Origin of the sequence: Kitasatospora sp. NBC_01250 (assembly GCF_036226465.1) — a bacterium.
GTDB lineage: Bacteria > Actinomycetota > Actinomycetes > Streptomycetales > Streptomycetaceae > Kitasatospora.
Map to the genome: position 1 here is coordinate 1,145,405 of NZ_CP108476.1, position 23,664 is coordinate 1,169,068.

Annotated in this window: 24 protein-coding genes and 1 tRNA gene; 16 read left to right on the forward strand and 9 right to left on the reverse strand. The window is 72.6% G+C overall.

Annotated elements, in window-relative coordinates; translation table 11 throughout:
- Positions 1–180 precede the first annotated feature (180 nt).
- Positions 181–1,185, forward strand: coding sequence for a GNAT family N-acetyltransferase (locus OG500_RS05105; RefSeq protein WP_329577047.1), 1,005 nt, complete (start codon positions 181–183; stop codon positions 1,183–1,185).
- Here OG500_RS05105 and OG500_RS05110 read toward each other — a convergent pair.
- Complete coding sequence (locus tag OG500_RS05110; RefSeq protein ID WP_327065154.1) at positions 1,125–1,550, reverse strand: RidA family protein; 426 nt, start codon at positions 1,548–1,550, stop codon at positions 1,125–1,127. The genes OG500_RS05105 and OG500_RS05110 overlap by 61 nt on opposite strands.
- A gap of 72 nt (positions 1,551–1,622) precedes the next feature.
- Between OG500_RS05110 and OG500_RS05115 the strand changes: the two genes are divergently transcribed.
- Positions 1,623–2,555, forward strand: a complete 933-nt coding sequence (locus OG500_RS05115) for a LysR family transcriptional regulator (protein ID WP_329577051.1) — start codon at positions 1,623–1,625, stop codon at positions 2,553–2,555.
- 516 nt (positions 2,556–3,071) lie between these two features.
- Here OG500_RS05115 and OG500_RS05120 read toward each other — a convergent pair.
- Positions 3,072–4,667 (reverse strand): MDR family MFS transporter, encoded by a 1,596-nt coding sequence (locus OG500_RS05120; RefSeq protein ID WP_442906998.1) that lies wholly within the window; start codon positions 4,665–4,667, stop codon positions 3,072–3,074.
- Between the two features lie 188 nt (positions 4,668–4,855).
- Here OG500_RS05120 and OG500_RS05125 point away from each other — a divergent pair, with 188 nt between their 5' ends.
- On the forward strand, positions 4,856–5,452 hold the full coding sequence (locus OG500_RS05125; protein WP_327065156.1) for a TetR/AcrR family transcriptional regulator: 597 nt from the start codon (positions 4,856–4,858) through the stop codon (positions 5,450–5,452).
- Positions 5,453–5,577: 125 nt separating this feature from the next.
- On the opposite strand, the gene OG500_RS05130 is transcribed toward OG500_RS05125, so the two are convergent.
- The 3 genes from OG500_RS05130 to OG500_RS05140 all read right to left on the reverse strand — a co-directional run bounded on the left by OG500_RS05130 (position 5,578) and on the right by OG500_RS05140 (position 9,630).
- Positions 5,578–6,591: a chitinase gene (locus OG500_RS05130; RefSeq protein ID WP_327065157.1), complete on the reverse strand. Its 1,014-nt coding sequence runs from the start codon at positions 6,589–6,591 to the stop codon at positions 5,578–5,580.
- A 39-nt stretch (positions 6,592–6,630) separates the two neighbouring features.
- Entirely contained in the window at positions 6,631–8,850 is a 2,220-nt protein-coding gene (locus OG500_RS05135) for an N-acetylmuramoyl-L-alanine amidase (protein WP_329577058.1), read from the reverse strand.
- 141 nt (positions 8,851–8,991) lie between these two features.
- The gene (locus tag OG500_RS05140; protein ID WP_327065159.1) at positions 8,992–9,630 is read right to left on the reverse strand and encodes a GPP34 family phosphoprotein; all 639 of its coding nucleotides are present in this window, start codon (positions 9,628–9,630) and stop codon (positions 8,992–8,994) included.
- A gap of 299 nt (positions 9,631–9,929) precedes the next feature.
- Between OG500_RS05140 and OG500_RS05145 the strand changes: the two genes are divergently transcribed.
- On the forward strand, positions 9,930–10,526 hold the full coding sequence (locus OG500_RS05145) for a TetR/AcrR family transcriptional regulator (protein WP_329577061.1): 597 nt from the start codon (positions 9,930–9,932) through the stop codon (positions 10,524–10,526).
- Positions 10,527–10,620: 94 nt separating this feature from the next.
- Positions 10,621–12,114: a DHA2 family efflux MFS transporter permease subunit gene (locus OG500_RS05150; RefSeq protein WP_327065161.1), complete on the forward strand. Its 1,494-nt coding sequence runs from the start codon at positions 10,621–10,623 to the stop codon at positions 12,112–12,114.
- A 96-nt stretch (positions 12,115–12,210) separates the two neighbouring features.
- Here OG500_RS05150 and OG500_RS05155 read toward each other — a convergent pair whose 3' ends face one another.
- Entirely contained in the window at positions 12,211–13,356 is a 1,146-nt protein-coding gene (locus tag OG500_RS05155) for a serine hydrolase domain-containing protein (RefSeq protein WP_327065162.1), read from the reverse strand.
- A gap of 229 nt (positions 13,357–13,585) precedes the next feature.
- On the opposite strand from OG500_RS05155, the gene OG500_RS05160 reads away from it, so the two are divergent.
- Positions 13,586–14,554, forward strand: coding sequence for an alpha/beta fold hydrolase (locus tag OG500_RS05160; protein WP_329577064.1), 969 nt, complete (start codon positions 13,586–13,588; stop codon positions 14,552–14,554).
- A gap of 63 nt (positions 14,555–14,617) precedes the next feature.
- Positions 14,618–14,944: a hypothetical protein gene (locus tag OG500_RS05165; protein WP_327065164.1), complete on the forward strand. Its 327-nt coding sequence runs from the start codon at positions 14,618–14,620 to the stop codon at positions 14,942–14,944.
- Positions 14,945–15,185: 241 nt separating this feature from the next.
- Here the strand turns inward: OG500_RS05165 and OG500_RS05170 are convergent.
- Positions 15,186–15,272 (reverse strand) — tRNA-Leu (locus tag OG500_RS05170).
- A 101-nt stretch (positions 15,273–15,373) separates the two neighbouring features.
- Here OG500_RS05170 and OG500_RS05175 point away from each other — a divergent pair.
- The 7 genes from OG500_RS05175 (at position 15,374) to OG500_RS05205 (ending at position 19,812) form a co-directional block, all read left to right on the forward strand.
- Positions 15,374–16,084 carry an N-acyl homoserine lactonase family protein gene (locus OG500_RS05175; RefSeq protein ID WP_327065165.1) on the forward strand — a complete coding sequence of 237 codons (711 nt, stop codon included), beginning with the start codon at positions 15,374–15,376 and terminating at the stop codon, positions 16,082–16,084.
- 175 nt (positions 16,085–16,259) lie between these two features.
- Positions 16,260–16,586 carry a thioredoxin gene (gene trxA, locus OG500_RS05180; RefSeq protein WP_327065166.1) on the forward strand — a complete coding sequence of 109 codons (327 nt, stop codon included), beginning with the start codon at positions 16,260–16,262 and terminating at the stop codon, positions 16,584–16,586.
- A 234-nt stretch (positions 16,587–16,820) separates the two neighbouring features.
- Positions 16,821–17,375, forward strand: coding sequence for a DoxX family protein (locus tag OG500_RS05185; RefSeq protein ID WP_327065167.1), 555 nt, complete (start codon positions 16,821–16,823; stop codon positions 17,373–17,375).
- A 126-nt stretch (positions 17,376–17,501) separates the two neighbouring features.
- Positions 17,502–18,071: a dihydrofolate reductase family protein gene (locus OG500_RS05190; protein ID WP_329577069.1), complete on the forward strand. Its 570-nt coding sequence runs from the start codon at positions 17,502–17,504 to the stop codon at positions 18,069–18,071.
- A gap of 97 nt (positions 18,072–18,168) precedes the next feature.
- Complete coding sequence (locus OG500_RS05195; protein WP_327065170.1) at positions 18,169–18,975, forward strand: VOC family protein; 807 nt, start codon at positions 18,169–18,171, stop codon at positions 18,973–18,975.
- Positions 18,976–19,215: 240 nt separating this feature from the next.
- Positions 19,216–19,455, forward strand: coding sequence for a hypothetical protein (locus OG500_RS05200; protein ID WP_327065171.1), 240 nt, complete (start codon positions 19,216–19,218; stop codon positions 19,453–19,455).
- Positions 19,456–19,467: 12 nt separating this feature from the next.
- Positions 19,468–19,812, forward strand: a complete 345-nt coding sequence (locus OG500_RS05205; RefSeq protein WP_327065172.1) for a DUF1036 domain-containing protein — start codon at positions 19,468–19,470, stop codon at positions 19,810–19,812.
- Positions 19,813–19,864: 52 nt separating this feature from the next.
- On the opposite strand, the gene OG500_RS05210 is transcribed toward OG500_RS05205, so the two are convergent.
- Both OG500_RS05210 and OG500_RS05215 read right to left on the reverse strand, forming a co-directional pair.
- Positions 19,865–20,887: an SDR family NAD(P)-dependent oxidoreductase gene (locus tag OG500_RS05210; RefSeq protein ID WP_329577073.1), complete on the reverse strand. Its 1,023-nt coding sequence runs from the start codon at positions 20,885–20,887 to the stop codon at positions 19,865–19,867.
- The gene (locus OG500_RS05215) at positions 20,884–22,059 is read right to left on the reverse strand and encodes a UDP-N-acetylglucosamine--N-acetylmuramyl-(pentapeptide) pyrophosphoryl-undecaprenol N-acetylglucosamine transferase (protein WP_329577076.1); all 1,176 of its coding nucleotides are present in this window, start codon (positions 22,057–22,059) and stop codon (positions 20,884–20,886) included. The genes OG500_RS05210 and OG500_RS05215 overlap by 4 nt, the downstream gene beginning before the upstream one ends.
- Before the next feature lie 98 nt (positions 22,060–22,157).
- Here OG500_RS05215 and OG500_RS05220 point away from each other — a divergent pair, with 98 nt between their 5' ends.
- Both OG500_RS05220 and OG500_RS05225 read left to right on the forward strand, forming a co-directional pair.
- Positions 22,158–22,724: a TetR/AcrR family transcriptional regulator gene (locus OG500_RS05220; protein WP_329577079.1), complete on the forward strand. Its 567-nt coding sequence runs from the start codon at positions 22,158–22,160 to the stop codon at positions 22,722–22,724.
- A 49-nt stretch (positions 22,725–22,773) separates the two neighbouring features.
- The gene (locus tag OG500_RS05225; RefSeq protein ID WP_327065176.1) at positions 22,774–23,559 is read left to right on the forward strand and encodes an SDR family NAD(P)-dependent oxidoreductase; all 786 of its coding nucleotides are present in this window, start codon (positions 22,774–22,776) and stop codon (positions 23,557–23,559) included.
- Positions 23,560–23,664 lie beyond the last annotated feature (105 nt).

Consider the following 23,664-nt stretch of genomic DNA (forward strand, 5'->3'; position numbering starts at 1 on the left):
CCGGCCAGGCGATCGCCGCCCCGAGCCGGCCCGAAGCCGCCGATCCGCTCGTCACGGCCGTTCCGCCCGTCACAGCCGTGCCGTCCGGCGCACCCTGACGGTGCGCCAGCGCATCGGCGGTGGCGTCGTACCACGAAATCCAGTGGCGCGGCGCCGCCGCCGGGTGCAGGGTGTTGGGTCATGCAGATTCGCGAGATCGATCCAGCCCGGCGGCCCGCTGACCTGGCCGCGATCCTGCCCGCCGCCCGCGCCGTCCTCGGTGAGCAGCTGGGCGACTTCCCGGCGCTTCCGGCGAGCCTGTTGCAGCTGTGGTGCCTGCCCGACTGGGCGGGGCGGAGCACCGTCTTCGCCGCCTTCGACTCCCCCGAGGCGACCGTCGCCGACGGCCTGTCCATCACGGAGTGGGACACCGACACCAACCCGGAGCTGCTCAGCACCTGTGTGTGGGTCGCCCCGCACGCGCGGCGCCGCGGCGTCGGCTCCGCGCTCTTCGAACGGGTGCTGCAGCTGAGCACCGAACTCGGGCGCCCGCGGGTGGTCACCAACGCCGCCGCCACCGTGCCCGTCGACACGCTGCTCACCGCCCGCGGCGGGCGGCTGGTGGAGACGGTGACCCGGTCGGTGCTGGACCTGCGCGCCGTCGACCGCGCCGCGTTCGAGCTGACCGCCCGCGCCACACCGAAGAACTCCCGCTACCAGCTGGTGCGGTGGACCGACCGCTGCCCCGAGGAGCTGCTCGACGCGTTCTGCACCGCGATGGACACCATGTCCGACGCACCGCAGGGCGACATGGTCTACGAGCACGCGCTGAACGACCGCGCGCGACTGCGCGGCCGTGAGGAGATCAGCATCCGGTCCGGCGTGCGGCGCAAGGTGCTGGCCGCCGTCGCGCCGAGCGGCGAGATCGGCGGCTTCACCATGTTCATCAGCCCCCCGGACGGTCCCGAGAGCCTCGACATCTGGGACACCGGCGTGCCCCGCGACCACCGCGGGCTGGGCCTCGGCCTGCGGCTCAAGGCCGCGCAGACGCTCTGGATGCTGGACGAGTTCCCCGCCGCCAGGGCGGTGCAGACCTTCAACAACTCCGACAACCACCACATGCTCGCGGTCAACCGGGCCCTCGGCTACCGGGCGGCCGAGCAGTGGTCCTGGTTCGAGTTCGACAACTCCGCCCGGCGGGCGTAGACCTCGATCTCGATCTTCATCCGGGGATCGGCCAGGCCGCAGACCATCATGGTCGCGGCCGGCCGGACCTCGCCGAAGCAGCGGCGCAGGGCGGGCCAGCACGGCTCGAAGTCCTCGCGCCGGGGCAGCAGGTACCGGACCCGCACCACGTCGGCGAACGAGCAGTCCGCCTCCGCCAGCGCCTGCCCGATGTTGCGCAGGCACTGCTCCGCCTGTTCCACCACGTCCTCGGAGATGGTCATCGCCGCGTAGTCGAATCCCGTGGTGCCCGACACGTGCACCCAGTCGCCGTCGACCACCGCCCGGGCGTAGCCGATCTGTTCCTCGAAGGTGGAGCCGCTGAGAATCGCTCGTCGTTCCGTCATGCCGCGAAAGCTAGGCAAGCGGCGGTGATATGTCCAATAGCGCGCGATGCATCGTGTGATATCTCCAGAGGTATGGAAGACTCCGCCGACCACGGCACCGACCATCGCCCCGAACTGGCCCTCCCGCAGGTGCACGCCTTCGTGCTGCTCGCCGAGGAACTCCACTTCGGGCGCACGGCGGAGCGGCTGGGCATCGCACAGCCACCGCTGAGCCAGCAGATCCGCCGGCTGGAGGCCAAGGTCGGGCACCCGCTGTTCACCCGCGGGCCCGGCCGGATCGCCCTCACCCCCTCGGGACACGAGCTGCTGCCGGCCGCCCGGCGCGCGCTCGACGAACTGGCCACCGGGCTGGCGGCGGCCCGCCGCACCGGTGACGGCGAGCAGGGCCGGCTGCGGATCGGCTTCTCCGCCTCGCTCGCGCTGACGCTCCTGCCCGGTCTGCTGCGCACCCATCGGGACCGGTACCCGGGCGTGGACCTGGAGATCCGCGAGATGACCACCGCTCCCCAGGTCACGGCCCTGCGCGAGCAGTTGCTCGACGTCGGCCTGCTGCGCGAGCCACCGCGGGAGCCGTGGCTGGCCAGCGAGACGCTGCTGAGCGAGGAGTTCGTCGCCGTGCTGCCGGCGACCCATCGGCTGACGGCCCGCCGCGTCGTGCCCGTGGCGGCGCTGGCGGACGAGCCGTTCGTGCTGCTGCCGCGCGAGGCCGGACCCACGGTGCACGACCGGATCCTGCGCCTGTGCCGCGCGAGCGGGTTCGAGCCCCGGCTCGGCCAGCAGGCAGTGGAGTGGCAGACGGTCAGCGCACTGGTCGGCGCGGGGCTCGGGGTCTCGCTCGCCCCCGCGAGCATCCGCCGGATCCGCCTCAAGGGGGTCGCCTACCGCCGGATCGACCCGAGCGGCGAGCGCACCACGGTGGCGATGGCCTGGCGCGCCGGGGAGCAGAGCCCGCTGGTCGCACGGTTCCTGGAGTCGGCGCGGCGCGGCGTCCTCGGCGAGGAGTGACCCGTGTGGCATAAGTCGGGTGAGTGGGGCGGCAGTCGTGCTGCTCACCCGTCCGGCCCAGCGTTGGGCCGGTTCGGTCACCATCACGAGTGAACGGCTGACACGAACGAGTGGGACCGGTTGATCCAGCGTGCGGGCCTCGCCCGTTCCCGATTCACTTGCCCCCCGTGACCAGAATCCTCATCAACCAGGTGCCGGCTGGCGCGAGTTGCGTGTCCAGCTGGCTTCCGCCCCACCTTCCGCAGCAGCCGGTCCGGCCTGACGAAACGTCACAGCTCTTAGCCATGACCCCGCTGGCCACCAGAACGGCACTGACCACCCTGGCCGCGCGAGCCGCCGCACGGGCTGCCGTGGCCGCAGCGGTGGCTGCGGCCGAGTCCCAGCGGGAGAGTCCCAGCGGCAGAGCGGCGGCTGATCACCGACCGATCTGCGGCTGATCGGTCGGTGCTCGGTCGGTGCTCGGCCGACTGGACCCCCGGGGCGGCAACCGCTCCGGGGCTCCGGCGTGCCGCAGCGTCAACGAGCCTTCAGCGCAACGGGTTCGGGCCCCGCGGCGGCCGGCCCGGCCGGCTTGCCGCGCAGCGGGACTTCCTTGACCAGCAGCGCGGCCACCAGGGCGACGGCGCAGAACGCGGCGGCGAGCATGAAGACCCGCTGGGTGCCGGTGGCGACCGCGTGCAGGTAGGCGGCCCTGGCGGCGGCCGGCAGCTGGGCCAGAGTGCCGCTGCCGGGGTTCGCACCCGCCGCGCCTTCGGCGGCGCCGGTGACCCCGGCGGTGGCGTGGGTGAACAGCGCACCGAAGAGCGCCACGCCGAGCGAGCCGCCGACGGTGCGGAAGAGCTGGGTGGCCGCCGAGACCACGCCCAGGTCACGCGGCTCGACGCTGTTCTGCGCGATGGTCGTGGTCATCTGCATCAGGAAGCCGAGACCGATGCCGGCCAGCGCCAGGTAGAGGCCGGTGACAGCGCGCGGGGTGGCGGTGCCCATGGTGGCGAGCAGCGCGGTGCTCAGGGCCAGGAAGCCCGCACCGAGGATGGGGAAGATCCGGTACCGGCCGGTGCGGGACATCACCTTGCCGGCGACATTGGAGACCAGCGCGATCGGAACCATCATCGGCAACAGCAGCAGGCCCGAGTTGGTGGCCGAGGCCCCCTGCACGCTCTGCTGGAACAACGGCAGGTAGAGCGTGGCGCCGAACATCACCGCGCCGGCCGCGAAGACCATCACGCAGACCAGCCTGACGTTGCGGTCCGCGAAGATCCGCAGCGGCAGCACCGGCTCGGCCGCCCGCCGCTGTCGGCCGACGAAGAGCACCAAGCCCAGCACGCCCACGGCACCGAGCGACAGGATCTGCCAGGAACCCCAGGCGTAGGTGGTACCGGCCCAGCTCGCGGCCAGCACGATCGAGCCGATGGTGGCGGTCAGCAGGACGATGCCGGGCCAGTCGATCCGTGCCTTGGCGCGTCCGGCGGGCAGCCTCAGCAGCACCGCGCACCAGACGAGGGCGAGCAGGCCGAGCGGAAGGTTGAGGTAGAAGGCCCAGCGCCACCCCAGATGACCGGTGACGAAGCCGCCGAGCAGCGGCCCGCCGACGGTACCGATCGCCATCACGGAGGCAGTCATCCCCTGGTAGCGGCCCCTCTCGCGCGGCGGCACCAGCGCGCCGACCAGCGCGAACGCCGTCGCGCCGATACCGCCGGCACCCAAGCCCTGCACGGCCCGGAAGCTGATCAGCGCGGTCATCGAGGTGGCGGCGCCGGCCAGCACCGAGCCGAGCAGGAAGACCACGATGGCGCTGAGGAAGACCCGCTTGCGGCCGAAGAGGTCGCCGAACTTGCCCCAGACCGGCGTGGAGACGGCTGTGGCCAGCGCATAGGCGGTCACCACCCAGGAGATGTGCGCGAGTCCGCCCAGGTCGCCGACGATCGTCGGCATCGCGGTGCCCACGATGGCGTTGTCGAGCATCGCCAGCAGCATGGCCAGCATGATGCCGAGCATGGTGAGCCGGATGCGCCTGGGGCCGACAGCCGATTCGGCTGCCACGGCCGAGGGGGCGGCCACGGGGGTCGAGCGTGCCGAGGGCGTTGAGGGTGTCGAGGGGGAAACGGGCATGGCTGATCACGCCTCTCACAAGGGTGTTCGAAGGCAGCCGGGGGCACACGCCGGCCCGGCAGCGGCAGAGGAGGTCGACTGCTGGCTCTGGTGCCGCCGCGCCGACCCCCTCAGAAGACCACACCGATTCGGAAAGTGCAACGAGTCAACTTTCTAAACCAGGCAACCAAAGGGGGTAGAGTGACACCATGACCGACACGACCACGGGCACCCTGGGCCGCCGGGAGCGCAAGAAGGCCGCCACCCGCCAGGCGCTGGCCGACGCGGCCCTGCGACTCTTCCTCGAACGCGGCTACGACCAGGTAAGCGTGCGGGAGATCGCGGACGCCGCCGACGTCTCCACCACCACCCTCTTCGCGCACTTCCCCGGCAAGGAGGCGCTGGTCTTCGACCAGGACTCCGAGATCGAGGACGCGCTGGTCGCGGCCGTCCGCGACCGGGCCCCCGGCCAGTCGATCCCGGCCGCCCTCCGCGACCGACTACTGGAGCACGAGGGCCCCAGCGAGGCGGATCCCGCCCAGGCCGCCTTCCTGCAGCTGGTGCGCAGCACCCCTGCGCTGGACGAGTACAGCCGCCGGATGTGGCTGCGCCACGAGCAGGCCCTGGCCCACGCGATCGCCGAGGCGGTCGGCGCCCCCGAGGACGACCTGCCCAGCGCCGCCCTGGCCCGCTTCGCCCTGCAGAGCAGGAACCTCGCCGACGGCCCGGACGGGCGCCGGGCCGGCATCGAGTGCGCCTTCGAGCTGCTGGAGCACGGCTGGCACGCGACCCACGGCGACAGGTGACGGGTTGCAGTTGACGGACGACGGGTGACCGCTGAGCACTGACCGCCGCCGGCCGGCTAACGGCTAACGGCTGCCAGCCGACACCCGACAGACGCCGACTGACAGCTGACAGATTTCAGAAACTGTCATCCGTTCGCAGATCCCAGGATGCGCGAGAACGCATATGGACTCTGCGCAGTCCCGCTGCACGTCTCGGACCGGGTGCCCTCCACCGCGCACGCCTTGTCCCGGCCGAGCGACCAGAAGGAGAGCAGCCGGATCCCCTGCTCCGCGGCGAACGCTGCCAACCGGCCGGCGTCGCCGGTGGAGAAGACCTCCTTGCCGCCGCCGTTGAGCCCGATCATCGGGGTGTTGCCCTCCATCGCCCAGAGCCGGTCGGCGCTCTTCTCCGGCCAGATCTGGGCGAGTTGGCTGTGCAGACCGGCCGCCGCGGCGGTCGCGGCGGCGCCCATGTCGAGCTCGTCCCCGTAGTTCATCGTCATGATGTTGACCACGTCCACGTCGAGGTGGTGCGCCTGGGCGCTGCGCAGCAGGTCCAGCGCATCGGGCGACAGGCCCCAGGGGTTGACCGGCAGCGTGTACTGCACGGCGAGGTCGTGCCCGGCGGCGGCGTACTCCTGCCGGAGCTCGGCGAGGGCTTCGTTGCGACGGTCGTTGGCCTGCCGGTCGTCCAGCGTGTCGCCCTCGACGTCGAAGTCGATCCGGGTCAGCGCAAAGGTGTCCACCACGCTCCGGTAGGCGGCCTTCAACGCGTCCACCGTCGCGCAGTCGGGGGCGAGTTCACGTCCGCCGCCGCCGAACGAGACGATCACGTCGCCGCCCGCGGCCCGCAGCCGTGACACCGCCGCTAGCCAGTCCGGCAGCGCCCCGGCGGACATGCCGTCGTAGACGACATGGCAGCCGCCGTCCCCGATCACGAACCCGAGGGTGAAGTACCGCAGACCGGCTGCCGCTCCGGCCGCCGCGAGGCTGTCGGGCGGATCCCACAGGCCCACGTAGGGCGCGGTGAAGTGGGCGGGGAAGGCCGCGCGGGCGCCTTCCGTCTCGTCGCCGACGGCCCGCGCCGGTGCGGCCGACAGCAGGGCGGCACTCAGCACGAGCAGCGCGGACAGCGCCTCGATACGGACACGACGGGACAACAGGCGCTCCCCTGCAAGGACTTGGTGCACTCGACACCGCTAACGGACGACCCGCACGTCGGCGGAGTTCAGGAACGCCAGCCGGTGGTTGAAACGGATCGGGTAGTAGGTGTCCTTGCCGACCACCAGCGTGCGGTCATTGGGGGCGTCGCCGTTGATGTTCTCGTCGTAGAAGTACTGCCCCGGTTGCGGCGTGCTCTCGGCCGCCAGGTACTCCTGCCCCGCTGCGATGGTCGCGCTGACCGGCACCACCGCGGGTGCCTTGATGGCCGGGTAGGGCGCGTAGGCGGCGGCCTCCGGGTAGGCGCGGCCGTAGACCGGGATCGAGGCGAGTCCCGAGCGCGGCGTCAGCAGCACCGGCCCGGCGGACGCCTCGTCGGAGTCGGTCGCATCGGCCGGCGTGGCCGGCCCGACCAGTGCGGCCCAGTCGGCCAACTCGTCGAAGACCGACGCGTAGGGCGAAAGCTTGGGCGCCGCACGCCGGTTGGTCCGAGCGGCGTGCCCGCCCGGGTTGGCGAACCAGCACTTCTGCCCGTCGTACCAGATCGACGTCCAGTCCCCCTGCTCGTCGGCGACCGCGTAGGTCGCGCCGGTCACCGCCTTGTCGCTCCAGTCGTCGGCCCTGGTCCCGCCGTTGTTGATCAGCGGCGAGTCGGTGCTCGGCCCGGTGCGCAGGTAGACGAAGTTCTCCGGCCGGGCCGCGACGCCCGAGACCGGCGGCTCGTTGGTGCTGTCGAAGGCCGGGGCGATGGTGACCGTGTCACCGGGCTGCGGCGGGGCGTCGGTGCCGGGCGGGATCGGCGCGCCCAGCAGTTCGAGGTAGTGCGCCCAGTCCCAGAAGGTGCCCGGATCCCAGTGCATGCCGGCGATGTCGGCCTGCGTGGGGCCGGGCACGTCGTCATGCCCGATGATGTGCTCGCGGTCGAGCGGGACGCCGAACCGGGCGGCGAGGTAGCGCACCAGCTTCGCGGAGGACTGGTAGAGCTGCTCGGAGTACCAGGTGGGCCGGTCGTCCGGCAGTGCGAAGCCCTCGTGCTCGATCCCGACACTGTGCATGTTGATGGTCTTGTTGCCCGCGTGCCAGGCGATGTCCTTGGTGTGCACCAGCTGCGTGACGTGGCCGTCCGAGGAGCGCACCAGGTAGTGCGCGGTGGCCTGCTCGTTCGGGTTCTGGAAGGACGCGATCGCCCCGGCGTAGTCGCTCTCGGTGTCGTGGATGACGATGTAGCGGATCGCCTGACCGTCGGCGGGCCGGTTGGCCGGGTTGTAGTTCCCGTACGAGGTGGGGTCCTTGGGGTCGGTCAGCGCGTACGCGGCCGGGGTGTAGTCGCAGCCGAGGTCGCTCGGGCACTCGACCTGCTCGGCCGCGTCCCGCGGGGTGGCGGCCGACGGGCGGTCGACCGCAAGGTCCGGGCGCGCGGGCAGGGTGATGCGCTGCCCCTCGGAGGTGGTCCGGGCGGCCCCGGCGCGCACGGTCGCGAAGACCCGGTCGGCGAAGACCCGGCCCGCCGTGGCGTCCTGGCCCGTCAGGCCGCCCTCGCCGTAGCGGGCCACCGCGCCGTACCACCGGCCCGGGTCCGTGCTGTGGGTGCTGCCGCCGCCCGCCTGCTGGTAGCGCGCCAGCAGGGCCGCGCCACCGCGGATGTTCTGCGCGGTGTCGGCGCGCAGTTGCGCTGCCGGGCGGTGGATCAGTGCCGCGGCGGCGTCCAGCGTGTGCAGCGCCGGGGAGTCGGTGACCGGGGGCCGGGCGGGGGCGGCGGGCCGCGCCTGCGGATGGCCGGGCCGGTCCCCGCCGGGCCGGTCCTCGCCGCGCCCGCTCTGCCCCCGCGCCGTGTCGCCCAGCACCGCTCCGACCGGCGCGGTGCCGGCCGCCGCGTTGCCGGTCGCCCGCGCGGCGTTCTCGGCAGCGACGTCGACGTCGGTCAGACCGAAGACGCCGTAGTTGCCCGTGGTGCTCGGCTGTCCCCGGTGCGACTCCCAGCGGCTCTCCTGGTACGCCAGCGCCAGCAGCACGCTCTGCGGCACCCCGAACTCCGTGGCCGCGGCGGCGAACTGCCGGGCCAGCCCGCCCGGCGCGGCCGGGTCGCCCGCATCGCCCGCCGCCCGCGCGGGGCCTGCCAGCCCGGCCCCGCCGGCGGTCGCCACGGCGACCAGCAGCGCCGGCCAGCGCAGGCGGCGCGCGGGGCCGGGCGGCGCGGAGCGGCGGGTGGTCGGCTGGGGCGCGGTGAGCCGCGGGGCGGCGGCCGGTCGTTTGGGCATGCCACGGTTCTAGCGTGCGTGACGGGCGATCACGTGGAGTGACACTCCCGCCGAGCCGGTCGGCGGCTCCACACCACCCCGTCGCGCGCCGAGCGAGTGCGACGGCGCGCGGGCGGCAGGCCGAGGGCGCGTGGCAGCGGCTCAGTCGCGCTTTCTGCGCTCCCGCACCACGCGGCGCAGCGCGAGCAGGACCGGACTGGGGACCAGCGCCCGCAGCTCGGTCAGCCGGGCCCGCTCGGCCCGGCGCCGCGCGCAGCTCAGCGCGGTGCGGATCCCGCACTCCGCGGCCAGCACCACCAGGGCGGCCTGCCACGGCTGGACGTCGTCGATCGGCCCGGCGAGCGCCGCCTCGACCGCGCCGGCCAGCTGCTCCCGCGCCGCCTCGTCGCACAGGAACGGCCGCAGCGCGGGGAAGCGACCCGCGCCGCGGTCCTCGGCGAACCGCACGAAGCCGCCCTCCCGCAGCCGCTCGTCGATCGCCCGGCCGATCGCCGTGGTGCCCGCGGGGCGCTCGATCAGGACGTCCCACCGGGCGGACTGCCGCTGCGCCAGCGCGCTCCCGCACAGGATGCCCTGCAGCTCCGGGGCGAGCCGGGCGGACACCGCGCCGCGCCGCTCAGCCAGGCCGATCCGGTCCACCAGCAGGCCCCGCAGCAGCAGATCGGTCAGCGCCGCCGCGTGCAGGGCGAAGTCCAGGTCGAGATAGCCGGCGGGCCGTCCCGAATCGGGCTGGAAGGCCAGCAGCCGCAGCCGGCCGGCGAGGGTGTCGGGCAGGTTCAAGGCAGTACTCCACTCTGCTCGGGCCGGAGGGTTCGGTCCGTCGAGCGCGGCCGGCCCTGACCGACGGCGTTCGACCCCGCCCCGGCGGCACCGACCCGGCGGCCGGCCAGGCCGGTCCCCCGTCGGCGCCGCACCGAGGCGGGCCCTGTAGGCGGAAACGTGCGCCGGTGGCCGGGAGGTTCGCAGCGCCCCGGGTGGCGGAACCCGTCCCACCGTTTAGCGAAACGTTTGCGTTTCGATAAGGCCCGGAGTACCGTCAGGTGTACGAAACCGTTTCGTTCCACGAGAGGTCCGGCGCCATGGACACCGCAGCCCCGTCGTCATCCGGCCGCCGGAGCAGACTGACCCCCGAGCGTGCGGGCGAGCTGTTCACCGCCGTGCTGGAGCTGGTCAAGGAGTCCGGCTACGAGGCCATGACGATGGACGCCGTGGCCGCCCGGACCCGCAGCAGCAAGGCCACCCTCTACCGCCAGTGGAACGGCAAGCCGCAGTTGGTCGCGGCGGCCCTGCGGCACCACAAGCCCGGCAACACCAACGACATCGACGCCGGCAGCCTGCGCGGCGACCTGCACGAGCTGGCCCGCCGCACCGAGGAGAGCGCGCCCGACACCGAGCTGCTCGCCGCCGTCAGCCACGCCATCCTGCGCAACCCCGAACTCGGCGAGGCGCTGCGCGAGCACATCATCGAACCCGAGCGGGCCTCACTCGCGGCCGTCCTGGACCGCGCCGAGCGGCGCGGCGAGATCCGGCCCGACGCGTCGGCGCGCGAGTTCCTGATGCACATGCTGGTCGGCATCCTGCCCGCCCGCAAGATCGTCGAAGACCGTTTCGTGGATGCCGAGTTCATGATCCGCTACATCGACTCCGTCATCCTGCCGGCCCTCCGGCACAGCTGACGCAGCGTCGCGCCAGCCCTTTCTGACACACCGTCATGTTCAGCCCGCGCACACCTCCGTCCCACACCTCCGTCTTTCCTGGAGCTGCTTCGCCATGTCCCGGACCACCGTCGGCGCACCCGTCGACCTCACGCCCGCCACCCAGGCGCCCGCGCCCAGGCGTTGGTGGATCCTGGCCGTGATCGGCCTCGCCCAGCTGATGGTCGTGCTCGACGCGACCATCGTGAACATCGCCCTGCCCTCGGCCCAGCACGACCTCGGCTTCAGCGACGCCAACCGGCAGTGGATCGTCACCGCCTACTCGCTCGCCTTCGGCAGCCTGCTGCTGCTCGGCGGCCGACTGGCCGACCTCTTCGGTCGCAAGATCGTCTTCCTGATCGGCGTGGCCGGGTTCGCCGCCTCCTCCGCGCTGGCCGGAGCCGCCGGCAACTTCGAGGTGCTGGTCACCGGGCGCGCCCTGCAGGGTCTGTTCGGCGCACTGCTGGCACCCGCCGCGCTCTCGCTGCTCAACACCACCTTCACCGACGCCAAGGAGCGGGCCAAGGCCTTCGGCGTGTACGGCGCGATCGCCGGCGCAGGCGGCGGGCTCGGCCTGCTGCTGGGCGGCCTGCTCACCGAGCACCTGAGCTGGCGCTGGACGCTCTACGTCAACCTGGTCTTCGCCGCCATCGCCTTCGCCGGCGGCCTGATCCTGCTGCGCCGCGGCGCCCCCGCGCACCGCCCCAAGCTCGACCTGCCCGGCACCCTGCTGGTCTCGGGCGGCCTGTTCGCGCTGGTCTACGGCTTCTCCAACGCCGAGAGCCACCACTGGTCCTCGCCGCAGACCTGGGGCTTCCTGCTCGCCGGCGGCCTGCTGCTGGCCGTCTTCACCTGGTGGCAGACCCGCGCCGCGCACCCGCTGCTGCCGCTGCGCGTGCTGCTCGACCGCAACCGCGGCGCCTCGTTCCTCGCCGTGGCGATCTCCGGCGCGGGCATGTTCGGCGTCTTCCTCTTCCTGACCTACTACCTGCAGGCCAGCCTGCACTACTCCCCCGTCAGCACCGGCCTCGCCTTCCTGCCGATGATCGGCGCGCTGATGGTCAGCGCACAGCTGTCCACCAGCCTGCTGATCCCGCGCCTGGGCCCCAAGCCCGTCGTGCCGCTCGGCATGGGCATGGCCGCCGCCGGCATGGCCTGGCTGACCGGACTGGGCCTGGGCAGCAGCTACCCCGCGCACATCCTGCCGCCGCTGCTGGTCGCCGGCTTCGGCCTGGGCCTGGTGATGCCGCCGGCGATGAGCCTGGCCACCGACCGGATCTCCGCCGAGGACGCCGGGGTCGCCTCTGCCGCCGTCAACACCATGCAGCAGATCGGCGGTTCGATCGGCACCGCTCTGCTCAACACGCTGGCCGCCAGCGCCGCCACCAACTACCTGGCCGGCAAGCAGCCCTCCCCGGCCAACGCGGCCCAGGCCGCGCTGCACAGCTACGCCACCGCCTACTGGTGGTCGGCCGGCTTCTTCGCCGCCGGCCTGGTGCTCACCGCGCTGCTCTACCGCCGCGGCCGTACCCAGCAGGACCCGAACGCGCCGAAGGCCGTGCACATGTAGTGCCGGCTCGAGGTGTGCCGCCGGGGCGGGGATCGTGTGGGCGATCCCCGCCCCGGTTCCGTCCCACCCGCGCACGTACCGGGCAGGCCGGGCCGATCAGGCGCCCAGGCACTCCCGGACCGCGGTGACCAGGCGGTTGGCGCGCGCATCGCCGTGGCCGATCATCCGGTTGGCGACGTAGCCGAAGCCCACCCCGAACTCGTCGTCCCCGAAGGCGAACTGGCCGCCCATGCCGTCGTTGCCGAAGCTGCGCGCACCGAGCATCGGACGGAACCGCGGGCCGTCGAGCAGGAAGCCCGAGCCCCAGCGGACGCCGACGTCCGGGAAGCCTGACCAGGAGGCCCCCGCCGACAGCTCCCGCACCGCCTCCGTGACGGTCTGCTCGCTGAGCAGCCGCGCCGAGCCGTCGATCCCGGTGGCCGCCGCGGCGTACAGCCCGGCCAGGCCGCTCGCCGAGGAGACCGCGCCGGCACCCGGGAACTCGGCGCGCAGCAGCGCCGGGTCGTTGAAGCCATGCGGCTCCTCGAGGCCGGGCACGGCGAGCGCGCCGTTCATCGTCACCATCCGCATGATCAGCGACTCGGGGTCCGGCATCGCCGGGCGCCCTTCGGCCTCCACCAGGCGGGCCAGCCGCGCGAGTTCCTCCTGCGGCAGGCCAATCCAGGTGCGCAGGCCCAGATCGTCGGCGACGGCCTTGCGGAACCACGCGCCCGGGGTGAGCCCGGTGATCCGGCGGATCACCTCGCCGAGCAGGAAGCCGAAGACGTGCCCGTGGTACTCGTAGGCCGTACCGGGCTCCCAGAGCGGCTGCTGCTCCTCGATCGCACGGACCACCGGCGTCCAGCGGACGACCTCCTCGAAGCTCAGCTTCTGGTCCAGGACCGGCAGGCCGGCCCGGTGGCCGAGCACCATCCGCGCGGTGATCGCCTCCTTGCCGTGCCGCGCGAACTCCGGCCAGTAGCGGGCGATCGGGGCATCCAGGTCCAACTGCCCGTCCTGCGCGAGCAGGTGGGCGCAGAGGCTGACGACGCCCTTGGCGCAGGAGAAGACCGGGACCACGGTGTCCTGCTCCCAGGCCCGGCCGCTGCGCTGGTCCGCGACACCGCCCCACAGCTCCACCACCTTGCGGCCGCCCACGAACACCGTGACGGCTGCGCCGAGTTCACCGAACTCGGCGAAGTTCTCGGCGAAGACGTCCGCGACCGCGGCGAATCGCTGGTCGGCCCACCCGCTGTGCTCCACTGGTTCCCTGCTCTCACATTTCGAGTCTTCGGCGCCCCCTCGGCGCATACGACCTGGTCACCATAGGTGCCCCGGCCGGTCGGGCTCCACCGGATTTCCGCCCCGCGGACCACCGCCCTGCCACCCGGGACCCGCTGCTAGGGTGACTGCCGTTCACCGGGCCACAGCGCGTGCCAGTGTGGCTGCGGCCCTCCAGCTGTGACGCTTCGTCAGTTCGGGGGAGAACGACATGCCAAACGAGGTACGAGCGCGGCGCAACCGACCGGGCCGGGTCTCGCGGGTCGCGCTGGGCGCGGCCGTCGCGCTGGCGGCGACGGTGTCCGTGGCCGGTTTCGCGCCCGCCTCGGCAGCCGACCGCGGCGCGGTGACGCTGCCCGCCGGCGGCATCCTGACCGCACCGACCCGGATCGCCCACACCGCGGCCGGGGACGTCGGCTACCGCGAGGTCGGCACCGGCAGCCCGATCCTGCTGGTCGCCGGCCACAACGCGACCATGGACACCTGGTCGCCCGCCTTCGTGGACGCACTGGCCGCCCACCACCGGGTCGTCGTCTTCGACAACGCGGGGGTCGGCGCCACCGCCCCGGTCTCCCCGCCGACCAGCATCTCGGCGATGGCCGACCAGACCGGCGCCCTGATCAGCACCCTCCGGCTGCACCGCCCGACGGTGCTCGGCTGGTCGATGGGCGGCATGATCGCCCAAGCGCTCGCCGTGCGCCACCCCGCCCAGGTTGGCCGGCTCGTGCTGGCCGCCACCCAGGCCGGCACCGGGGCCTCGCTGCCCATCCCCCCGGCAGCCGCGGCCGCGGCGGACAGCCCCGACCCGGCCGTGGTGCTCTCGGTGCTCTTCCCGCCGGACCAGCTCGCCGCGGCCCGGGCCTACGGCGCCGGCCTCCTGCAGTACCCCAACCGCTACGCGGTCTCCGCCCCCACCAGGGCCGCCCAGGACACGGCCATCGCCCAGTGGATGGCCGGCCAGGACCGGGCAGGCCGCGACCTGCACCGGATCCACGTGCCCACCCTGGTCGCCGACGGCACCCTGGACGCCCTCGACCCCACCGCCAACAGCCACCTGCTGCACGACGGCCTGCGCGACGCCGAGTTGCTCCTCTACCCGGACGCGGGCCACGCCTTCCTCTTCCAGGACACGGCCGCCTTCGTCCCCGCCGTCGAGGCGTTCCTCCACCACGGTCGCTAGGGCCGCGTCAGGCCGTTGAAAGCAGTGCCGCCGATCGACACGTCATCCACCCGGAGGATTGCCATGATCGAGTCGCTGCCCGCGGGCGCAGTCGTCCGCGCCTCGCGCGCCACGTTCGACCCGAGCCGTTTCGCCGAGGTCGACGCCCTGTCGACGAAGCAGACGGAGTACCTGGCCCCGGCCGTCGAGCAGTTGCCCGGGCTCATCCGCTTCTCCGCGGGCGTCTCGCCGGACGGCTCGATGCTGCAGGTCAGTGTCTGGGACTCCGAGGAGCATTCGGCGCAGCTGAATCACCTCCGGGAGATGGTCCTCGTCGCGCGCGGGGAGATGGAGACGGTCGGCGTGACGGTCAGTCCGATCGTCACCTACCCCGTCAGCTGGACCATCTGACCTGATCCGGCGCGGACGGTCGGCGGACCTGTCGGCCTGAGCGCGGCTCTCGGCCTGGGACTCGGGGTCGCATCGCACGGGAGCCGTCATCGCCGAGCCCGGCAACGCCTTTCGCCGCCTGGCGCGAACAGATCCGGCCCCCGGCGAAGCCGCAGGGGGCCGAAGCACGTTCTGCAAAGCGATGGGGCCGGTCAAACCGACATACTGTCGGTTTGACCGGCCCCATCGGGTCGGTTGACCCTGGTGCGCGAGGGGGGAGTTGAACCCCCACGCCCTTGCGGGCACTGGAACCTGAATCCAGCGCGTCTGCCTATTCCGCCACCCGCGCTCGGTGTTGATGTAGATACTAGCGGATCTTTCGACCACTCCGCACACCCCGCACCCGCCCCCACCACGGGCGCAGCCGGCCGGGACTGGCAGCATGGGCGGATGGCGACGAACACCACGGTGCACCGGCTCGACCTCGGCTACTTCGTCCGGCCTGCGGCGGAGGCCGGCGGGCCGCAGCCGCGGGTCGAACCGGTGCTGGGCCATCTGCTGCGGCACGAGCGGGGGCTGATCCTGTTCGACACCGGGATCGGCGGTGGCGATCCGGAGACCGAGGCGTACTACCGGCCCCGGCGGCGGGCGCTGCCGGCGGCGCTGGCCGCGGTGGGGGCCACCGTCGAGGACATCGACCTCGTGGTCAACTGCCATCTGCACTTCGACCACTGCGGCGGCAACCCGCTGCTGCGCGGCAAGCCGGTCCTGGTCCAGCAGGTGGAGCTGGCCACGGCCCGCCGCGGCGACTACACCATCGACGCACTGGTGGACTTTCCCGGCGCCCGGTACGAGGAGCTCACCGGCGAGGCCGAGATCTGGCCCGGGGTGCGGGTCGTCCCGACGCCCGGACACACCGAGGGGCACCAGAGCCTGGTGGTCCGGCAGGGCGAGGGCTCGGTGGTGCTGGCGGGCCAGGCGTACGACTTCGCCTCGCAGTTCGCCTCGGACGAGCTGGCCCGCCGGGCCCGGCTCGACGCCGTGGCGGAGCCGCTGCCCGACTACCGCGCCTGGCTGGACCGGCTCGCCGACTTCGCCCCGGAGCGGGTGCTGTTCGCCCACGACTGCTCGGTCTGGGAACCGCCGCACGGCAGCTGGTAGACCGGCCCCGGCGACGCCCGGGGCGTCCGACACGCGATGGCATGGTGCCGGCCTCTGTCGGTCCCGGCGGTGGATTGGGGAGGATGGACCCGCACACCCCTGTTGCGGTGTCCCGCACTTCGCGCTCGTCCCGGCGCTGTGCCCACGCCGCCGACGTATCGAAAGGCAGCCCGCCATGGCGCTGAAGAGCGTGACCGACACATCCTTCGACCAGGACGTCCTGGCCAGCGACAAGCCGGTCCTGGTCGACTTCTGGGCCGAGTGGTGCGGCCCGTGCCGGCAGATCGCCCCCTCGCTGGAGGCGATCGCGGCCGAGCACGGCGACAAGATCGAGATCGTGAAGCTCAACATCGACCAGAACCCGGTCACCGCCGCCAAGTACGGCATCATGTCGATCCCGACCATGAGCGTCTTCCAGGGCGGCGAGGTGGTCAAGACCATCGTCGGCGCCAAGCCGAGGGCCGCCATCGAGCGCGACCTCTCGGCCTTCCTGGCACTCTGACGCCTCACCAAGTCCCCGACGGGACCGGAGGGCAGCCCTCGGCCTTCGCAAGGGCCGGGCCCCGGAGCGCGAGCGAGCGCTTCGGGGCCCGGCCCTTTCTGATGCCCTGTCAGGCCTGCGGAGCGCAGCGGACCGGACACGGAGCGGTAGTTCAAATTCGAATCATGGGGTACGATTCGGTCATCGTTCGAATTTGAACCACCCTTCCATGACCTTGCCGAGAGGACCTGCTCCATGACGTCCCCCGCCACCACGGCCACCGCCCGCGCGAACCCCGACGCCGCCACCGGACACGCAGCAACCGCTCACGCCTACGACGCCGGCCTGCTGCTGCTCCGGATAGCGCTCGGACTGACCATGGCCGCCCACGGCTCGCAGAAGCTGTTCGGCTGGTTCGGCGGCGGCGGCCTCACCGGCACCGGGAAGTTCTTCACCATGAGCGGCTACCCCGCCGGCAAGGCGATGGCCGCCGTGGCCGGGCTGAGCGAGACCCTGGGCGGCCTGGGCCTGGCCGTCGGCCTGCTGACCCCGTTGGCGGGCGCCGCCCTGGTCGGCACCATGCTCAACGCCCTCGCGGTCAAGTGGGGCGGCGGCTTCTTCGCCCCGCAGGGCGTGGAGTACGAGCTCCTGCTGACCGCCGCCGCAGCGGGCATCGCGCTGACCGGTCCCGGCCGCTACGCGCTCGACCGCTTCGTCCCGGTGCTGCGCGCCCACCGCCTGGCCTACGGCGCGGGCGGCGTGCTGCTGGGGCTGGCGGTCAGCGGCATCGTGCTGCTCATCCGCAACTGACGCCCGGCGCGCCCTCACCGGGACGGGGGACCCGCCCGTGCCAGTCTGGTCGACGGCAGCCCCGCTCCCCCGACAAGCCCCGAGCTCGACGAGCCCCGAGCCTGACAAGCCCCGGCGAGGACCGCGATGCGAAAGATCATCCTGTTCATGTCCGTCTCCCTCGACGGCTTCATCGAGGGACCGGAGCGGCAGATCGGCTGGCACAAGGTCAGCGAGGAAGTGCACAACCACATGAACGAAGAGCTCCGGGGCATGGGCGCCTTCGTCAGTGGACGGGTCACCTACGAGCTGATGGCCGGCTACTGGCCGACCGCCGACGCCGACCCGGTCGCCACTCCGGCGATGGTCGAGTTCGCCGGCATCTGGCGGGAGATGCCGAAGATCGTGTTCTCCCGGACGATGGAACGGGCCGACTGGCACACCACCATCGTCCGGGAGGTCGACCCCGAGCGGATCCGCGCCCTCAAGGCCGAACCGGGCGGCGATCTGGCGCTCGGCGGCGCCGACCTGGCCGCGGCGTTCCTGCGGCACGACCTGATCGACGGCTACCACCTCCTGGTCCACCCGGTGCTCATCGGCGCGGGCAAGCGGCTCTTCTCCGGCTTCGACACCGAGCTCGATCTCCGGCTGACCGGCACCAGGACCTTCGGCAACGGGGTCGTCCTGCTCCGCTACCAGCGCGCCGTGCCGGGCTGAGCCGGGCACACGTACGGCCTCCAGAAATGGCGGGCCGGGCGGCGCGGGGCAAAGGTGGCGGAGGGGAGAAGCCCACCCTCACCCTGGAGGCCCCGTCATGCCCGAAGTCACCGGCCCGTACGCACCCGGCACCCCCTGCTGGGTCGACCTCATGACCCCCGACCAGCAGGCCGCCCTCGACTTCTACCGCGACCTCTTCGGCTGGCAGGGCGAGGTCGGCCCGCCCGAGACCGGCGGGTACGCGGTCTGCACGCTGAACGGCAAGGCGGTCGCCGGCATCATGGCCGCGCGGAACCCGGACGGCAGCACGCCCGACCCGATGCCGCCGACCGTGTGGACCACCTACCTCGCCACCGCCGACGCGGAGGCCACCCAGAGCGCGGTCGCGGCCAACGGCGGCCAGGTGATGATGCCGGTCATGGATGTGATGACGATCGGCCGGATGGCGGTCGTCGGCGACCCGGCCGGCGCCGTCTTCGGCATCTGGGAGGCGCGGGAGTTCAGCGGCGCCGGCGTGGTCAACGAGCCCGGCGCGATCATCTGGAACGAGCTGAACACCACCGACCCGAAGACCACCGCGGCCTTCTACGACAAGGCCCTGGGCATCAGCGTCAGCCCGATGGAGGGCGCGGAGGGCTACTTCTCCCTCTCCGTGGGGGGACGTCCGGTCGGCGGCCTGCAGGGGCTCGCGAACATCGAGGGCCTGCCGCCGGGCACCCCCTCGCACTGGCTGACGTACTTCGCCGTCGACGACACCGACAGCACGGTCGACGCGCTGATCCGGGCCGGCGGCAACGTCCTCAAGCCGCCGTTCGACATGATGGCGGGCCGGATGGCCATCGTGCAGGATCCGCAGGGCGCCACCTTCGCGGTGATCAAGGTGAACGCCACCGACGCGTCCTGACACCGGACGCGGGCACAGCACGGTGCCGCATCGGACCCGGGGCAGTCCCGGTCGGATGCGGCACCGTGCTGTGCGATGGCCGGCGAAACAGCGACCGTAATTCAATTGATTATCACAATGGATGACCTTTAATCATCGCCCACGAACTCTGGCCAGCGCACTCCCTCCACTCCTATTCTCGAACCAGGCCGACCGCACTCGGTGCGCGGCAGCCGACCGGTGTGGAAGGAGCTCTGCCTGATGGCCAATGATTCTCCGGAAAACCTCCCCGTCGATCCCACCTCGAGCGTCGATCCAGGGCAGCTGACCACTGCGGCCGGGCAGACGGCGGGCATCTCCCCCGAGCTGGCCAGCTCCACCCAGGGAGCCGTCCGGCTGGAGCACGCGGGCGCGATCTCCGTGGTCGTGGAGCCGACGACGGCGGCACAGACGAGCACCGGCCCCGCCTTCCGGCGGCAGCCGACCCAGTCCGGGCGCTGAGGGGCGGGCCGCATGCTGCGTTTCCAGAACGGCTACTCCCAGACCATCAATGTCATGATCGAGCGCTACGACGCGAGCTGTCAGCCGACCCCCTGGCACCGGACCGGCTGGTGGGTCATCCAGCCGGGCGGGTCCGCGGTCGCCTACGGCGGGGATCTCGCCGCGCTCAACCGGTATTGGTACTGGTATGCCTTCGCCGTGGACAACACCCAATGGTCCGGGCCGTACCCCGAGAACGTGCCCTATTCGGAATTCGACTGGTGCCCGGACACCGCCGCCGACCCGTCGATCAATATCGGCATGCGTGAGCTGGATGTGAACGGTGCGTCGAACTGGACGCTGAACCTGGTCCTCTGAGGCAACTGGTCCGAGGCAGCAGGTCTGAGCCGGCGGGTTCGAGCCCGTCGGCTCAGACCTGGTAGCGGCCGGGGGCGAGCAGGTGCAGGTGCTCGGCGACCCAGTCCGAGGTCCGCTGCAGCCCCTCGGCCAGGTCGACCCGGGGCTGCCAGCCGGCCAGGCGGCGGGCCTTGGTGTTGTCGGAGAGCAGGCGTTCGACCTCGCTGCCGCCCGGGCGCAGGCGGCTGGGGTCGACCACGATCTCGGCCTCGCGTCCGGAGGCGGCGATCAGTGCCTTGGCGAGGTCGCCGATGGAGACCTCGCTGCCGGTGCCGAGGTTGACGACCTCGCCGAGGGTGCGGTCGGCGCGGGCGACGGCGAGGAAGCCCTCGGCGGTGTCGGTGGCGAAGGTGAAGTCCCGGGTGGGGGTGAGCGAGCCGAGCCGCACCTCGCGGGCGCCGGAGTGGAGTTGGGCCAGCACGGTGGGGATGACCGCGCGGGCGGACTGGCGCGGGCCGTAGGTGTTGAAGGGCCGGACCACCGAGACCGGCAGCTCGAAGGCGTGCCAGTAGGAGAGCGCCGCCATGTCCGCGCCGATCTTCGAGGCCGAGTAGGGCGACTGCGGCTGCAGCGGATGCTGCTCGCTGATCGGCACGGTGATCGCGCTGCCGTAGACCTCGCTGGTGGAGGTGTGGACCAGGCGGGCACCGTGGCGCAGGCAGGCGGCGGCGATGTTCTGGGTGCCGACCACATTGGTCTGCACATACGCCTCGGGCGCCTGGTAGCTGTAGGGGATGCCGATGAGCGCGGCCAGGTGGAAGACGGTGTCACAGCCGTCCACCGCGTCCAGCACCCGCCCCGAGTCGCGGACGTCACCGGCGAACATCTCCACCGGGCTGTCGGGGTCGGCCAGGTAGCGCGCCAGGTAGCCGCGCTCGGCGTACGGCTTGTAGTGCACCAGCGCCCGCACCCGGGCACCGCGCTCGACCAGCAGGTCGACCAGGGTGCTGCCGATGAAGCCCTCGGCACCGGTGACGAGCACCGTGCGCCCGCTCCAGTCGTGCGCGATCATGCGGTCGTTCATGCGGTCGTTCATGCGAAACTCCGTGCGTCGTTGGTCGGTTGGTGGCTGGGGGCGGTTCGGCCGATGGTGCGCAGGACCTTGGCGGCGAGCAGGTCGGCTGCCTGGGCGTGGGTGCCGGGGTCGGCGGCGCGGCTCATGGTGAGCAGGCGGGTGGGGTCGGCGAGCAGTGGTTCGATGAGGGTGGCGAGTGCGTCGCCGGTGCAGGCGTGGTCGGGGAGGAGGAGGCCGGCGCCGGCGTCGGAGAGGACGCGGGCGTTGTGTGTCTGGTGGTCGTGGGGTGCGTGGGGGTAGGGCACCAGGACGGCGGGCAGGCCCACGCTTGCGAGTTCGGCGACGGTGGCGGAGCCGGCGCGGCAGATCATCAGGTCGGCGGCGGCGTAGGCGAGGTCCATCCGGTCCAGGTAGGGCACGGCGACGGCCATCGGGTTGTCGGCCAGTCGGGTGCGGACCTCGTCGAGTGCGGCCGGGCCGGTCTTGATCAGCAGGCGCAGGTCGCTGCGGTGGCGCCAGCGGGCGGCCAGTTCGACGGCGGCCTCGGTCAGGCGGGCGGCCCCCAGGCTGCCGCCGTTGAAGACCACCAGCCGCACACCCTCGGGCACCCCGAACCACTGCCGGGCCTGGGCCCGCAGCGCGCCCCGGTCGAGCCCGGCCACCGCGCCCACCAGCGGCATGCCGACCGTCTCGGCCCGCACGCCGGCCGGCAGGTGCGCGCGGGTGCGGTCGAAGGCGAGGGCGATGTGCGGGGTGAGCCGGGCCGCGAAGCGGTTCGCCCGCCCGGGCACCGCGTTCGACTCGTGGATCACGCTGGGAAGCCCGGCGAGCCGGGCCCCCACGATCACCGGCGCACTCGGGTAGCCGCCCATCCCGACCGCCACCTGCGCACCCTGTGCGCGCAGGATCTCCCGGCACTGCCGCCCCGAACTCAGCAGCGCGGCGGGCAGCAGGTAGCGGCGCAGACCGAGCGACGCGTCGAACGGGATCATGTCCACCGTGTGCAACCGGTAGCCGGCCTCCGGGATCAGCCGGGTCTCCAGCCCGCGCTCGGTGCCCACGAACGAGATCACCGCTCTCGGATCGGCCCGCCGCAGCGCCTCGGCCAGGGCCAGGCCCGGATAGATGTGCCCACCGGTGCCACCGGCTCCGATCACCACCGACAGGGGTCGGTCCTCGTGCTCTGTCCTCATGCCCAGCAGCCTGCTGGGACGGTCTAAGAGAGTTCTCAGAGCCGGATGACCGGGCCGACCTGCCGAACATTCTGACAATCTATGCAAAGATTGTCAGTATGTTCGACGACGAGAAGGTCGAGGCGATCCTCGACGCGGCCTACGACTCCTTCCGGATCCACGGAGTGCGCCGCACGACGATGGACGACATCGCCAAGCGGGCGGGGATGTCCCGACCGGCCGTCTACCAGTACGTCCGCAACAAGGAGGACGCCTTCCGTCGGCTGGCCGAGCGGATGCTGCGGGAGACCCTGGAGCAGATCCGGGTCGCCCTGGCGACGCCCGGGCCGCCCGCGGAGCGGCTCGTCGCGGCGCTGAGCCACAAGATCGAGCTGGTCCTGCGGGTGTGGCGGGAGAGCCCGCACGCCGAGGAACTGCTGGGCGAGAGTGCCACCTTGACCGCCGAGCTGCTCGGCGACTTCCACGCCGCGCTGCACGCCGAGCTGACCGCCACCATCGGCGCCGAGCTCCCGGACACCGATGCCGGGGAGTTCGCCGAGCTGCTGCTCGCGCTGGCCCACGGCCTCGAAGTCAGCTCGGCCGATCCCGAGATCCCGCTGCGCCGCCTGCGCCAGGGCGTGAGCCTGCTCGTCGCAGGCCTGGACAGGTCGCCGCAGCGCCCGTGACCCCCGGGCACCCCCGCCCGACCCCCTCTTTCCGGAAGGCAACGACCCCATGGACCTCATCGGCCGCACCGTCCTGATAACCGGCGCCAGTTCGGGCATCGGCGCCGCGTTCGCCGACGCGTTCGCCGCCCGCGGTGCCCACCTGATCCTGGTGGCCCGTCGCGAGGAGCGCCTCACCGCGCTGGCCGACACCCTGCGCGCCCGGCACGGCAACGACGCCCGCGTCCTGGTCGCCGACCTCGGCCTGCCGGGCGCCGGCGCGGCCCTGGTCGCCGAGACCCGGCGGCTGGGCCTTACCGTCGACGTGCTGGTCAACAACGCCGGCTTCGGCTCGCACGGCGACGTCGTCGACACCGAGCCGGAGCGGCTGACCGGCCAGATCCAGCTCAACATCACCGCGCTGACCGACCTGACCCGCGGCTACCTGCCGGACATGGTCGAGCGCGGCCACGGCGCCATCGTCAACGTGGCGAGCGCGGCGGCCTACCAGCCCGTCCCGCACATGGCGGTCTACGCGGCCACCAAGGCCTTCGTCCTCAACTTCACCGAAGCGCTGTGGGCCGAGACCCGGCACACCGGCGTCCGCGTCCTGGCCCTGTCGCCGGGCGCCACCGAGACCGAATTCTTCGACGTCGCGGGCGAATCGGCCCGGGTCGGCCGCCAGCAGACGGCGGCGGCCGTGGTGGCGCGGGCGATGCGCGCCCTGGACCGGCGCACCGGCCCCGGCAGTGTGGTCAGCGGTCTGCCCAACATGGTCACCGCCGCCACCGTGGGGCTCTTTCCCCGCCGCCTGAGCCTGCTGGTCACCGAACGCCTCACCCGCAGCCGCGCCTAGCGCATCCGGCCCGGGAAGTCGGGGCATAGCCGGGGCCCGGCCGCTGTTGCAGCGAGGTGTTGCGGCAGGACGGGCCCCGGGATCGGGGCCGCGACGACGAGGAGC